The 13,740-nt window shown below is 37.2% G+C and carries 17 protein-coding genes; 3 read left to right on the plus strand and 14 right to left on the minus strand.

Annotation, left to right across the window (positions count from 1 at the left end):
- Nucleotides 1–7: 7 nt before the first annotated feature.
- Complete coding sequence (locus Q8Q95_01315) at nucleotides 8–1,282, minus strand: aminoacyl--tRNA ligase-related protein (GenBank protein MDP3764238.1); 1,275 nt, start codon at nucleotides 1,280–1,282, stop codon at nucleotides 8–10.
- 230 nt (nucleotides 1,283–1,512) lie between these two features.
- Here Q8Q95_01315 and Q8Q95_01320 point away from each other — a divergent pair, with 230 nt between their 5' ends.
- A complete protein-coding gene (locus Q8Q95_01320; GenBank protein ID MDP3764239.1) occupies nucleotides 1,513–1,911 on the plus strand; it encodes a hypothetical protein in 399 nt (132 codons plus the stop codon).
- A 117-nt stretch (nucleotides 1,912–2,028) separates the two neighbouring features.
- Here the strand turns inward: Q8Q95_01320 and Q8Q95_01325 are convergent, their stop codons facing one another.
- Both Q8Q95_01325 and frr read right to left on the minus strand, forming a co-directional pair.
- Nucleotides 2,029–3,108: a M50 family metallopeptidase gene (locus tag Q8Q95_01325; GenBank protein MDP3764240.1), complete on the minus strand. Its 1,080-nt coding sequence runs from the start codon at nucleotides 3,106–3,108 to the stop codon at nucleotides 2,029–2,031.
- A gap of 157 nt (nucleotides 3,109–3,265) precedes the next feature.
- A complete protein-coding gene (gene frr / locus Q8Q95_01330) occupies nucleotides 3,266–3,796 on the minus strand; it encodes a ribosome recycling factor (GenBank protein ID MDP3764241.1) in 531 nt (176 codons plus the stop codon).
- Nucleotides 3,797–3,900: 104 nt separating this feature from the next.
- Between frr and Q8Q95_01335 the strand changes: the two genes are divergently transcribed.
- Entirely contained in the window at nucleotides 3,901–4,557 is a 657-nt protein-coding gene (locus tag Q8Q95_01335; protein ID MDP3764242.1) for a transposase, read from the plus strand.
- A gap of 256 nt (nucleotides 4,558–4,813) precedes the next feature.
- Here Q8Q95_01335 and Q8Q95_01340 read toward each other — a convergent pair whose 3' ends face one another.
- The 4 genes from Q8Q95_01340 to Q8Q95_01355 form a co-directional block, all read right to left on the minus strand.
- Nucleotides 4,814–5,038 carry a hypothetical protein gene (locus Q8Q95_01340; GenBank protein ID MDP3764243.1) on the minus strand — a complete coding sequence of 75 codons (225 nt, stop codon included), beginning with the start codon at nucleotides 5,036–5,038 and terminating at the stop codon, nucleotides 4,814–4,816.
- Between the two features lie 202 nt (nucleotides 5,039–5,240).
- Complete coding sequence (locus Q8Q95_01345) at nucleotides 5,241–6,371, minus strand: hypothetical protein (protein MDP3764244.1); 1,131 nt, start codon at nucleotides 6,369–6,371, stop codon at nucleotides 5,241–5,243.
- A 3-nt stretch (nucleotides 6,372–6,374) separates the two neighbouring features.
- Complete coding sequence (locus Q8Q95_01350; GenBank protein ID MDP3764245.1) at nucleotides 6,375–7,160, minus strand: hypothetical protein; 786 nt, start codon at nucleotides 7,158–7,160, stop codon at nucleotides 6,375–6,377.
- A 75-nt stretch (nucleotides 7,161–7,235) separates the two neighbouring features.
- Nucleotides 7,236–8,240, minus strand: a complete 1,005-nt coding sequence (locus Q8Q95_01355) for a rod shape-determining protein (GenBank protein ID MDP3764246.1) — start codon at nucleotides 8,238–8,240, stop codon at nucleotides 7,236–7,238.
- 195 nt (nucleotides 8,241–8,435) lie between these two features.
- On the opposite strand from Q8Q95_01355, the gene Q8Q95_01360 reads away from it, so the two are divergent.
- Nucleotides 8,436–9,767, plus strand: coding sequence for a hypothetical protein (locus tag Q8Q95_01360; GenBank protein MDP3764247.1), 1,332 nt, complete (start codon nucleotides 8,436–8,438; stop codon nucleotides 9,765–9,767).
- A gap of 148 nt (nucleotides 9,768–9,915) precedes the next feature.
- Here the strand turns inward: Q8Q95_01360 and Q8Q95_01365 are convergent, their stop codons facing one another.
- From Q8Q95_01365 to rpsK, 7 genes are all read right to left on the minus strand, one after another.
- On the minus strand, nucleotides 9,916–10,317 hold the full coding sequence (locus tag Q8Q95_01365; GenBank protein MDP3764248.1) for a hypothetical protein: 402 nt from the start codon (nucleotides 10,315–10,317) through the stop codon (nucleotides 9,916–9,918).
- Between the two features lie 134 nt (nucleotides 10,318–10,451).
- Nucleotides 10,452–10,973, minus strand: a complete 522-nt coding sequence (gene rpsI, locus Q8Q95_01370) for a 30S ribosomal protein S9 (protein MDP3764249.1) — start codon at nucleotides 10,971–10,973, stop codon at nucleotides 10,452–10,454.
- A gap of 6 nt (nucleotides 10,974–10,979) precedes the next feature.
- Nucleotides 10,980–11,354, minus strand: a complete 375-nt coding sequence (gene rplM / locus Q8Q95_01375; GenBank protein ID MDP3764250.1) for a 50S ribosomal protein L13 — start codon at nucleotides 11,352–11,354, stop codon at nucleotides 10,980–10,982.
- A 38-nt stretch (nucleotides 11,355–11,392) separates the two neighbouring features.
- Entirely contained in the window at nucleotides 11,393–11,743 is a 351-nt protein-coding gene (rplQ, locus tag Q8Q95_01380) for a 50S ribosomal protein L17 (protein ID MDP3764251.1), read from the minus strand.
- A gap of 32 nt (nucleotides 11,744–11,775) precedes the next feature.
- Nucleotides 11,776–12,519: a DNA-directed RNA polymerase subunit alpha gene (rpoA, locus tag Q8Q95_01385; GenBank protein MDP3764252.1), complete on the minus strand. Its 744-nt coding sequence runs from the start codon at nucleotides 12,517–12,519 to the stop codon at nucleotides 11,776–11,778.
- 72 nt (nucleotides 12,520–12,591) lie between these two features.
- Nucleotides 12,592–13,197 carry a 30S ribosomal protein S4 gene (gene rpsD, locus Q8Q95_01390; GenBank protein ID MDP3764253.1) on the minus strand — a complete coding sequence of 202 codons (606 nt, stop codon included), beginning with the start codon at nucleotides 13,195–13,197 and terminating at the stop codon, nucleotides 12,592–12,594.
- Nucleotides 13,198–13,266: 69 nt separating this feature from the next.
- Nucleotides 13,267–13,707, minus strand: coding sequence for a 30S ribosomal protein S11 (rpsK, locus tag Q8Q95_01395; protein ID MDP3764254.1), 441 nt, complete (start codon nucleotides 13,705–13,707; stop codon nucleotides 13,267–13,269).
- Between the last annotated feature and the right edge of the window lie 33 nt (nucleotides 13,708–13,740).

The raw sequence follows: 13,740 nt of genomic DNA on the forward strand, positions 1-13,740 counted from the left end.
GATTTGTTTAGAGTTTAGTGCTTAGGATTTGGAGTTCGATTAGAAATTTTTCTAACTCTTTTAGTTTAACCATCTCCACTTTCTCGCTGGCGCGATTTTTGACCTCCACACTTTCTTGCGCCAAAGTTTTATCGCTAACTATTATCCGATATGGAATACCAATTAAATCAGCATCCGACAACTTTACACCGGCCGATTCTTCGCGATCATCCCATAAGACGTCAAACGTCTTTAAAGATTGATACAGCTTCTCGGCTTCTTTCTTGGTATCGCCCAATGAAACTAAATGAATTAAAAACGGAGCCACGCTCTTTGGCCACTTCATTCCAGCCTCATCGTTAAAAACTTCGGCCAGCACTCCAACTAAACGGCTCATACCTATACCATAACTGCCTAAGTATGGCGGTTTATCTTTACCATCGGAATCTTTAAAATTAATCCCCATTTTTTCGGAATAAACTGTGCCAAATCTAAATATATTTCCAATTTCAACGGAACTAGCTTCTTCAACTTGTCCACCGCATTTTGGACAAGGATCCCCAATCTTGTGAGTATAAATTTCTTTGTTTTGCGCCCAATCACATTCGCCAGCCGGCGAATTGCAGAAATAAATATTATCTTCACCTACTGGGCTTACTAACTGAAATTCATGTGTATGACCCGAAGTAAACACACCGCCCGAAGCTTCAACCACCTTAACATCTTTTAATCCAACCCTGTTAAACACTCGTAAATAAGCATCTTTAACTTCCCAGTAAAATTTGTCTAGATCTTCCCCTGTGGTATGCAAACTATATAAATCTTTCATCATAAACTCCCGCCCGCGCAATAGGCCTGACTTAGCCCGAGCCTCGTTTCTAAACTTGGTAGAAAAGTGATAAAGCTTAATCGGTAAATTTTTATAGCTTAAAGAATTTTTCCTAACTACATCTAAAAATATTTCCTCGTGTGTAAAAGAAAGTCCATATTCTTTTTCGTCTACCGATTTAAACTGATACATTATCTGTTTAACATTTGGATCTGCCCAACGGCCGGTTTCATTCCAAACATCGCGAGGATGAAGTAATGGCATTAAAACTTCGGCACTGCCAATAGCATTCATTTCTTCACGCACGATTTGTTCTATTTTTTGATAAACCCGCCAACCTAAAGGCAAAAAGGTGTATGAACCCGCCATAAGCTTGTCTACAAAACCCCCACGCAAAAGCAACCTAGCATTAGTAGCTGTTTCGTCCTTTGGATCATCCCTGCGAGTGTTTATAAACGATTGAGAGTAACGCATAAGAGTTATCACTAATATAGCTAATCGACGCTAATATAGCGAATTAATTTTTATTAGCTATATTCGCTTTCAATTCGCCATATTCGCGAAAAGTATTGATAGATTTTAACACCCCATTCAATGTCTGACAATTATTTTGACAAAAAACTATCTAGGTGTTAATTTATTAAAGTTCTTTAAACCTATAAAAAGGAGAGGTTATGCTTACCACTAGGCATGTAATAGGCTCAATGACATTGGAGTTGTGTCGGCTTTTGATTGAGTTAGACAGACTGTTTGTAGGCAATCTGGACGGATGGTTGCCCATAACTAGAATCGAATTAGAGTATATAAGACCAAAAAAGATACGCAGTCATACCAAAGACCTAAAAGTTAAGCTTCTGCCCGAAAATTGGCCAGTTGAATCGGAAATCTTCTGTAAATTATGTAAAACTGGAAATATCTGGAATGTTTGTGAGGTAACAATAAAAGCGCCTCATGTGCACAGCTCGGAAATAGGCGGCATAGATATAGTTCTGCCGGTAATCGGTGGAAATATACTCTTGCCAAATGAGGTAGGATCCCCGAGTTCTGACGTGATAACAAACATAATGATTCAATCAAAACTCCGGAATAAGTTATACTCCTAAAATGATCCCGCACCTTTTTAATTAAAAAGGTGCGGAATTTTATTTAGCATGAGCCATGCGATCGCATGACTCATGCTATTTTTTAAAAAAAGAAGAATATTTCTTCTTTTTTTAAAATCAGAAAAATTTAACTATATCTTTCCAAGTTACAAAAAACATTAGCGCGAGCAACAAAAGAAACCCTCCTATATTTACAGTATTTTCAAATTTTTGGCTTAAGGGCGAACCCTTAATTTTTTCTACTATTAAAAACACTAATCTGCCGCCATCCAGCGCTGGAAAAGGCATAATATTTAGTATGGCCAAATTAACAGATAGTATGGCTACTAAATTTAATAAATAAACCATGCCCATGTTGTAAGCTTCGCCCGTCAAAGAAGCTATGCCAATGGGGCCAGTAATTTCACCCATAACTCTGCCTTCAATAAGTAAGGTTTTAAAAAACAAAAACAAAGCCGAGCCAATCACCCAAACCATAAAACCTAAATCTTTTAAACCACTCCATAAAAATAAATACCAGGGCGATTTAACTAAACCTGTTTTGGCCAGAGCCACGCCCAAAGCGCCTTCACTTTGTGGAGGATTAACACGCGGGGTTATTTTAATATCTACATTTTCTTTGCCTCTTAATAAAACTAAATTTATTTCTTGACCAGCTTCGCCTTCTACAAAAGATTTAAATTCCGAAATTTCGGAAAATGTTTTTAAGGTGCCATCTGACAATTTTATGCCACTAATAGCATCGCCCATTTTAATGTCTGCGTTTGACGCGGGAGAATTTTCAGCCAGAGCCGTAATTTGAATTTTAATATTTGTGGCCTTGGCACTATTGGTTTCGTCTAAAACCATCGGCCGGCCCATTAAATTTCCAAAACTTAAAAGCACATAGGCCAAAACTAAATTCATAAAAACACCAGCGCAAACTATCTTAACTCTTTTGGATATTTTAAGCGAAGAAAAACTACCGGCTTCGTTTCTGTGTTCGCCCGATTCACCAAATATTTTTACAAAACCACCAAACGGAATTAAATTAAAAGAAAAAACCGTCTCGCCTCTTTTTATAGAAAAAACCTTTGGCGGAAAGCCAAAGCCAAATTCTTCCACCTTGGCACCGGCCTTTTTGGCGGTTATGTAATGACCGTATTCGTGAACCAAAACCAAAGCAGATAATACGATAAAAAATACTAGGATAGTCATAAATGTCTAATATCCAATTACTAATATCGAATCAATGACTAATTTATAAATGCCTAATTTTGAATTTAGTTATTAGACATTGGGATTTGATTAGAAATTATCCCTCGATTGGGCTCGGGATCCTGAGCCTGTCGAAGGAGGTATTAGAAATTGGAAATTAACTCATAAGCTCTTTTTCTTTTTTATTTTTTAAATCTTCCAACGCCTGATTATTTTCTTTCATCGCCTTTTCTATTTCATCCTTTTTTCTAAACTTAATATCTTCCGATTTTTCTTGCTGAGCGCTTTTTACAGCCTCATCCCGCAACCTACGAGTTCTTATTTTTGCTTCTTCCAATTTTTGAGAAACAAGCTTTATAAGTTCTTGCCTGCGTTCTTGAGTTAACTGGGGCAAACTTATTCTAATACTTTTACTGTCGGCAATTGGTTGAGCGCCAATATTAGCGTTAGTAATAGCTTTGGCTATCGGTTCTAAAGCGCTTTTATCCCAAGGCTCTACAACCAAAGTTCTGGCATCCAGCGAACTTATGCTGGCCATACCTTTTATTGGAGTTTTATTGCCAAAATAATCAACCAAAATATCTTCCACCAAAGCCGGCGAGGCTCGGTTACTGCGTATTTTTGATAGTTCGCCCGTCAAAAATGTGGTGGCTTCTTTTAGCTTATTTTTAAAATCTTGCGTCTCCATAACAATAAAACCAGCATAACACAAAAAAGTCTAGATTATAAACCCTCTCGATTTATTCCCCACATGTTCAACATTCAATGTTGAACATGTTATAATTTTGATATATGAGAAAAACAATTTTGGCCGAAGGCGAATATTATCATATCTATAATCGTGGTGTAGAGAAAAGAAACATATTTTTAAACGATAACGATAAGTGGCGATTTATGACCCTCTTACTAATATTTCAAGGCAAGGGTCATATTGATAATATGCAACGTATTGTTAAACTTGTTCAACATTCAATGTTGAACAAAGAACCATTTGACGACATCCTTTTGAATAAAAAGGTTGAACTGATATGTTTCTGTCTGATGCCAAATCATTATCACCTTATATTAAAAGAAATTAAAAATGGAGGAATTTCTAGTTTTGGGCAAAGATTAGGTAACAGTTATACAAAATATTTCAACACTAAATATAAACGCACTGGACACTTATTTGGTGGAAGATTTCAAACGGTTCACATAACTCAAAATACATATCTCAAACATTTATCTTCTTATATACACAATAATCTAACAGAACTAAATAATTGGAAAAAATTGGAAAACGAATATTTTTGGTCAAGTCTGCCAGATTATGTAAATAAAAACCGATGGGATAAGTTTCTAAACCCGGAAATAATTCTAAACCAGTTTAGGGGTAAAAATGATTATCTAAATTACATCAAAAATAATCGAAACAAAATTAAAAAACTAGATGGTTACTATATAGATTAATTGTTCAACATTCAATGTTGAACAATTGGATCAGAGAGATAATAAAAAGAGGCGTTCGATTAAGTCGAACGCCTCGGTGAGGATCTGCTTCCCCATGGCTCTCCATTTTTGATTCAATCGGTTCAAAAACGGGGACAAAAGACCTTTTCGTAGTGTGGTTTAAGTTACCAACTTCGTCGCATTCCTCTCACCTCCTTTCGTACACGCCGCTTGGTTTTCTCCAGAGGCGGCGGCCGAAGTTACCAGCTCACAGAGCCTATTTCTTGTTTCCCATCATGGCTTTGGCGGTCAGCAGACCAACGAAACCGGATCCCACTCCCACCATCATCCATAACCCCATAGGCACAGGGTCTGGATGGGAATTGAATGAAGCCCCCAAGGCGATGCGTATATCATTCCCGATCTGGAAACCAAACTGCACCGCCATTACGCTGAAACCCGCCGTCAGAATCGACGCGAAAAACATGATTACCTTTCTCATTTTTTCCCCTTCTAAAGGGTTAAGAGTATTTGTTAGTGTACTATCCTTTTCTAGCCTGTCTCTATCATAGCATAGTCCAATATGGCTTGTCAACCCCGCTCTTGAAATCTCAAGGGCGGGGCAAAAAGCCATACAAAAAACCTCATTTTAAGAGGCTTTTTTCTATCGAAGTGGAACTTCGATAGATTTCTTCGATAGATTTTTACTTTGGAAGTATAAAAAGCGAACTTTGGTTAGATTTCTTGCCAGAACCGCTGGTTCCGGCAATTATTTTATCTGGGTTTTTAGGATCAACCCATAGAGTCCTAATTTGCCTAGCAGTGCCAAGTTTTCGTATCTGCCAAAATTTGCCGGCATCTTTGCTAGAATAAATAAAATTGCTAGCTGAAACAAAAATATTCGGCGAACTTCTGCCGCCAAAAGCTATATCGGTTACGGGCAAAATGTCGTTAGCAATAACAATGTCCGCCGCCTGCCAGTTTATGCCAAAATCGTAAGACTTTATTAAACCAAACTTGCTAGTTAAATAAACTCCGCCATCGGCTGGATTATATAAAACCTTTTCAATAAATTTAGCATTTTTAAAAGATCTTAGACCTTCGGTATCGTCCGTCCAACTTGCGCCACCATCTGGCGAGGTAAATATGCTTCCAGAAAAAGTGGTAACCAACATTTGGCTAGAACTACTAGGGTTAATAAGCAAATAATTTATGGCCTTGCCAAATTCTTGTTGCAACTTCCAAGTTTCGCCGCCATCTTGGCTTTTTAATAAATTGCCCTCGCCCGTGGCCACCCACACAATATTGGGATTATGCGGATCCACCGCCACATCAAAAACTGGGAAATTTGCGCGGGAAGTCAAATAAACTTCTTTAAACGAAAGTCCGCCATCTTCGGTTTTTAAAACCTTGCCCGACTTATTTTGATACACCGCCAAATAAAATTTATCGGGAATGTCTTTGTTATAATTTGGAAAACGTGGATCGGCCGCTAAGGCAAAAACACTGGCCCGAGGAGCTAATATATTATTTTTATCTCCAAGTTTATACCAAACCTCACCGCCATCGACACTTTTTAAAACTCCAGCGCCTAAAGTGGCAGCGTATAAAATTCTGGAATCTTTAGGGTTAGATTTGATTTCTAAAATATTTAATCTGTTTATACTGCCGCCCGTAGCCAAAGCACCTATCTTTTTCCAGGTAGTGCCCCTATCCACGCTAATAAAAAAACCGCCTTGCGGGTTTAAAAATTCGCCAAAATAAACCTGCCCCACAAACAAAGCTATTGAGCCTAATACGGCAATAAAAATTATAAATTTTAATAAACCAGCCATTTACTATATTTTAAAAAATAGATTCTCTAAAACCAACCGCGCGTTAACATTTGTAGATATTAAAAGACTTTTTGCCTGGGCCAGATTTTCTATAAATTCGGCTTTATCTTTTTTATTAGCGTTAGTTAACAATTCAACTCTTAATTTAATAAGCCAAATATCTAACACTGGAAAGAAATTTTCTTTTTTGGCTATTTCTTCGGCTAAATCAATTCTTTCTGCCAAAGTAAGATTTTGAACATTACCAAGCTTGCTAACAATTATATCATCTTTTGGGCTACGGGTTTTATTAAAAATATCCTCGTTATAGAAAGGCAGGCTAACTACTCTAGAAATAATAGTTTTTGGTATATTTTTAATATTATTAGCCAGAATAAAAAAAATAGTATTACCCGTTGGCTCTTCCAGTGTTTTTAAAAGCGCATTCCAAGCTTCTTCGTTTAAATATTCGGCTTCTTTTATAAAGATGCCTTTATATTTAAAGTGGCTAGAGGTTAACGAGGCAAAATCTTTAAGCTTTCTTATTTGAGCTATGCCTATTTCCTTCTTGCCTTCCTCCCTGCTTATAAAAAGAGTATCGGGGTGAAATTCTTTTTCTATTTGTTTTTTATCTTCGGCTTTATTTATTTTAACCAAAAAATTCTTGGCTAAATTTATTTGGTATTCAAAATCAGAACCATACAAAAGCAAGGCGTGGGGAATAGTATTGTTTTTTAAAACTAAATCTAAATATTTTAATTGGCGCGAGTACATAAAATTCATCAGCAGAAATATTATCTTGAGCAGCATTGTGGAGAAGACTATTTATATAATAAAGAGGCTCCACATCGTCTGCGAGAGATAATGTTTCTGCTAAAACAAAAACTATCTTTTTGCAAATAACGCTCTTTTATATAATTCCAAGTTTTCTAAAGCGATGCCCGTACCTTTAACCACACAAAGTATAGGATCATCCGCCACATAACAAGGCACGCCCGTTTCTTGAGTTATTAAACTATCTAAATTTCGCAATAAAGCTGTACCGCCGGAAATGATCATACCTTTATCCATAATATCGGCCGAAAGTTCGGGCGGAGTTTCCTGTAAAACCATTTTTACTGTTTTTATAATTTCCGCCAATGTATCTTTTATAGCTTTAGGAATTTCGTTGGAATGAAGTTCTATGGTTTTAGGCAGGCCTGCCACTAGATCGCGCCCGCGGATTTCTAATATTTCTTCTTCTTTTTTTGGCACAGCCGAACCAATAGCAATTTTAATCTGCTCGGCCGTACGCTCACCCACAGCTAAATTATGTACTTTATGAATATAATTTTGAATAGCTGTATCTATGGCATTGCCACCCACCCGAGCCGAAGCCCACGCCACAATCCCGCCTAAAGATATTACAGCCACCTCCGTAGTGCCTCCGCCTATATCTATTATCATATTACCCGAAGCCTCGTTTATAGGTATGCCAGCGCCTAAAGCGGCCAGAATCGGTTCCTTAACCACGTAAGCTGCTTTGGCGCCCGCTTTTAAGGTAGCTTCTATAACAGCGCGCCTTTCGGTTGATGTGACACCAGCCGGAACCGCCACCATAACTTCTGGCCTAAAAAAACTAAACTTGCCTGTTATTTTTTTAATAAAATGACGAATCATCGCCTCGGTTATGCGGTAATCGGCTATAACCCCATCTCTAACCGGACGCACCGCCATAATACTATCGTGGGTGCGGCCAATCATTTCTTTGGCTTCGTGCCCCACCGCCATAATTTTATTTTCATCTAAAGAAACCGCTACCACTGAAGGCTCGTTAATAACCACTCCTTTTGACGGAACAAATACCAAAATATTGGCTGTGCCTAAATCTATGCCTATTTTTATGGCCATAATAGTATAAATTACGAAATTCTAATATCTAAATTCGAAACAATATCTAAATATTAAATTATAATTTGGAATTTTGAACATTGTGATTTGTTTAGAATTTAGTGCTTAGTATTTATAATTTTCTGCCGACTTTATACTAACATCCTAAAACCATTTTTCAAACTAATCAAAGTATGCTAATTTAAAGTCGTTAAAATGACTATAAAAACCAGACGAATTTTGCTTAGCATGGCCGTGGTTATATTCTTAGCCGCAGGCTCTGTTTTGCTTATGTATGCCCGGGGCTACCGCTGGGATTTTTCCAGCAACAAATTTGTACTTTCGGGCGCCATATATGTTGAATCGGTCTACCCAAAAGAAACAGAAATTACCTATAACGGCAAAGTTTACAATAAAAATGGATCGGCTTTAATAAAGAATCTTTTGCCTTCAAAAAAATACAGAGTCAGCGTTTCTAAAGATAGTTTTCAAACTTGGGAAAAAGAATTTCAAGTAACTCCGGGCTTGGTAACAAATACCGAAAATATAGTACTTTTCCCCAAACAATTACAAAACCAAATAGTTTGGCCAGAAACATCAGGTTTGAATGACTTTACAATTTCTGTTAACGAAAAAAATATTGCTGTAAAAATAAATACGGCTAAGGTTTTGGTGCGCGACCTGACCAATATAAACGCCACTTCAACCGAATTAAAATTCCCCGATAAATTAAAAAACAAAAGCGTAAGTTTTTTAGAAAATAATAAAGGCTGGTCTAAAGATTCACAAAAATTAATTATTTTGAGAGAAACCGCCAAAGCTATTAAAAATTGGTATATTTACGATTCCTCTAATGATTCATTTACCAATCTAACTACCTTATACGAAAAAAAACTTGTGCTTAAAAACCCCAGCCCCACGCCCTTGCCTACTAAATTTGCAGCCACAAAACTAAAATGGTTTGGTGAAAATGGCATAATCGCTTTAATAGACGACAAACTAATTTTATTAGATATAAAAGAAGAAACAGTAACCGATCTTAATTTTAGCGGTATAGAAAATTTTGACGTTTTTGAAAATAAAATAATCGCCATTAAAAACCCGAATATTCTTTTACTAATGGATTCGGCTGTGCAAAATATTTCGGCTTTGGGCGAAACCAAATTTGAAAACCCTAACACAATATATTTTTCACCCGAAGGTGATAAAGCGGTTTACAGAGATCTTGGTGGAAAAAATTTAGGCGTTATTTGGTTAAAAGAAACAACCAAGGGACAGCCCCGCAAGGCAAATAATCAAGAAGTTATATATGTAAATAACGAGAATACGGGAAATATCGATAATGAAATCTATTGGCACCACTTTGGCGAATATGTTTTATTTAACGAAGTAGAGTCTCTTAAAACTGCCGAAATAGACACTCGTTCCAATGTAAACATCGCCTCCTGGCCAGAAAATAAAATTAATAAAACCGTTTATCTACCGAAAGAATCTAGGCTATATATTCTGGAAAACTCTACTGTGAAAGTTGTTGAGGGGAAGTTTTAATAATAAATCTCTAATATAAATATAAATAATTAAACTCCTCCCCGCACAGAGTGCGGGGTTTCCTATATGGAATTAAAAAGAGCAACATCTCTGTTGCTCTTTGAGTTTTTTACTGTGGGACTCTGTAAAATTTGATCTGGAATATATATCAAATCTCCGGAATTTTGGTATGAGGCAGTCTATTATAGTCGTAGTGCCTCCGAACAACCTCGCTTTCTGGACCAGCAAATGCTTCTACTATTCTGAAATCTGGTAACAAAAACTCACTCCCTTTTCCAATAACTCTGAAATATGTCCACTTTTCTGGTATTAAACCCTTACATACACAAGGAAAAGAAAATTGCTCTTCTCCTAATTTCTTCTCCGATACCCAGTACTTACTTGACCAATACCAAGGCGAAAAAACTGCATAAAATAAAGTAACTCCGCCTTTTTCTTTTTTGAGTTCTGACCTTATCAGATCTTCGTGAAAACATACTCCCCGCTCATGAGCGAGAAACACAGGGCACCATATTTTAGTGCCATTAGGAAGAACTCGGTGCAACATCATAATTAAACCCTCCTTAGTTAAGGAACAATCCGTTAAAAATCTGCTCTGAACGAGTATACACGCATATTTAATTTACGTCAAGGCAACCTAAAAACAGCCACGTTTGACGTGGCTGTTTTTGATGTATCTGAAAATTAACGCTTCGAGAATTGCGGAGCTCGTCTTGCTTTTTTCAAACCATACTTGCGGCGTTCTTTTTCGCGTGGATCACGGCGCAACATTCCAGATTTTTTAAGTTTCTTTCTAAAGTTTAAATCAAATTTAACCAGAGCTCGGGCAATACCTAAACGAATAGACTCGGCCTGCGAATTTGTGCCCCCACCATTCACTTTAACCGAAACCTTAAAATGATCGGCAGCTTTTAAACGGTTTAAAGATTCCAAAGCCATTTCTACAAAAGCCGGCGTGCTGCCAAAATAATCTTTTAATGTTTTGCCATTAACCACAAAACCACCCTGCGCAGCGGATTCTTTAGGGTTAGTTGTAAAAATTCTAACTCTAGCGATAGATCTTTTCCTGCGCCCAACTGCCTCAAAATATTTTTTAGAATCTTTTTTATCGGTATTAAAAACAGTGGCCTCTTCTTTTTCTTCGGCAATTACTTCTTGAACTGGTAACAACACTTCCTTTTTTTTAATTTGAGTTTTAGTAGCCATATTATTTTACTCGCCTTTTAAACCTCCTTTTAACAACTTCAAGTTAGCCATAAACTTATTTCGTAATCTATTTTTAGGCAACATGCCATAAACCGCCATTTTAAAAACCTCTCTGGAATCTCTGTCCATTTGTTCCTCTAAGGTTCTTGTTCTTATGCCGCTGGGATAACCAGAATAAACATGATATTTTTTATCTTCTAATTTATTGCCAGTAAATTTCAACTTGTCGGTATTATAAACAGTTACTTTGCGATTAAGATCTGGCCTATTAAGCGAAAAATCGGCACTGTCTTTGCCGCGCAAAACCACAGCCACTTGAGTCGCGAGCCGACCGAGTATTTCCCCTTTGGCATCAAATTTATATTCTTTATTTGTATTCATATTCGTGTATTCGCGTGCATTCGTATATTGGTGTCGCGTTAAACGAATTCTATAAGGCACATCCTAGCGCCATCTTTTCTAACTTCTCCTAGTTTGATTATTCTGGTATAGCCACCGTTTCTATCTTTATACTTTGGACCAATTTCTTTAACCAATTTATTAACAGCCTGTTCCGACAAAAACTTGGCAATAAGTTTTATATTAGCCAAACCACCTTTTTTGGCTTTCGTAACAAACGGAGAAATAACTGTGCCTAATTCTTTAGCTTTGGCTTCGGTTGTTTTTATTCTGCCTCTTAAAATTAAAGCTAAGCACAGGCTTTTAAGCAAAGCCTTTCTTACTTTCTTTACCCTGCCAAATTTTCTACCTTTCTTAGATACGTGTCGCATAAATCTTATAAGACCTATCAGTCCAATCGGACTTATTCTGCTTTCTTAGACTTTTTAGCTGGTTTCTTCGTTACCTCTTCTTCCGTAATTTCTATCTCACCCAAAATTTTAATATGTTCATCCAAAATATCTACAGCTTTCTTAAAAGCTTCTTCTGGCCTTATGGAGCCATCTGTTTCAATTTCAAAAATTAATTTATTAAAATCAGTTCTATCGCCTACACGCATATTCTCGGCACTAAATTTAACCCTTCTAACCGGAGTATAAATAGCATCAAGGGCAATACTGCCGATGGCTATTTTATCTTTCTTGCGTCGTTCTATTGGCTCGTAACCTATGCCCGGTGTAATTTCGGCTTCGATTTCTAAGGTAGCTTTTTTGTCGGTCAATGTAGCTATGTAAGCCTCGGTATTTACAATTTCCACTTCACCGCCAACTTTTTGAAAGTCTCCCGCCGTAACTTTCCTTTCGCCTTTAACAGATAATTTTATTGTTATAGCTTCTTCTTTAAAAAGCTTAAATCTTACTTGTTTTAAGTTTAAAAGAATATGGATAACATCTTCCATCACATTGGGAATTGTAGAAAATTCATGGTCCACCCCTGTTATTTTTACAGTAGTAATGGCAGCTCCTGGAATGGAAGACAAAAGCACCCTGCGCAAAGCATTACCTAAAGTAGTGCCATAGCCAGGGTAAAGCGAATCAACTTCTATGACCGCCAAATTTCCTTCTTTTTTTACGATCTTTGGTGACTGTGGCAGTGAAAATTTTTGCATACTTTTTATTTATAACCGTCCAGGTTGGTCTAGTTTAGCTCGACGAAGCTGGATCGGAATTATTTAATTATTTTATCTTGAATAATATTCCAAAACTTTTGAAACCTCTACCGGTAGTCCAGCCAAAAATTCTTTATCGGGTATGCTGATTACTTTTCCGGAAAGCTTTTCTCTGTCTAATTCTAACCATCTGGGTGGATTAAATTTCTTTAAAATGGTTCTGGTTTCAGAAAAAGTTTTCTTGGCTTTGCTGGATTCTTTAATATCAACTAATTCACCGGGACTAACCGAATAAGATGGTGAACTAACTTTCTTACTATTTATTGTAATATGGCCATGCCCAACCAACTGTCTGGAAGCGCGCCTAGTTGGTGCCAACCCCAATCTAAAAACTACGTTGTCTAGCCGGCGTTCTAAAAGTTCCATCATTATTTGAGGCGTAACGCCACTTTTTTTAGAAGCTGTATCAAAATATTTTCTAAATTGTTTTTCTCTTAAGCCATAAATAAGCTTAAGTTTTTGTTTTTCGGCTTGCTGAACACCATATTCCGAAAGACGGCGACGAATATTTTTGCCGTGCTGTCCCGGTGGATAAGGTTTGCGAACCATACCGCATTTAGCGGAATCACATAATTTATAGCCCAAGCGTCTACATTTTTTACAAGTTGATTGATACATGTTTAGCTTTCTAGCTTCTTAGCTTTCTAGCTTCTTAGGATTTAACTAAAAAGCTAATAAACTAACATCCTAGACTCTACGCGGTTTAGGCGGTTTAGGACCATTGTGTGGCACCGGAGTTACGTCTTTTATAGAAGTAACATTTAAGCCCTGTCCCACCAAAGCCCTAACGGCGGACTCCCTACCCGAACCAATGCCTTTAACAAAAACCACCACATCCTTTAAGCCAACCTTTTTCATTTTTTCTCCCAAAGTTTCGATTATTCTATTAGCAGCGTATGGTGTAGCTTTTCTTGGACCCTTAAAACCCAAAGCACCGGCCGAAGATTGAGCAATTAAATTTCCCCCGGCATCTGTAAAACTAACTAAAGTATTATTGTAACTAGCTTGAATATAAACTCTACCCTTTTCTACAGCGCCAACTTTACGGCTCTGTACTGGAGCCACTTTAGCTTCGCTAGAAGCCTCACCTGTTTTATCTTCTTTTTCTATAATTCTTTTTTTACCCATCCTTCGCTCCTCGCTTCGCTCAGAGCTACGGAT

This window comes from bacterium (genome assembly GCA_030697795.1).
Lineage (GTDB): Bacteria > Patescibacteriota > Minisyncoccia > JACQLN01 > JACQLN01 > JACQLN01.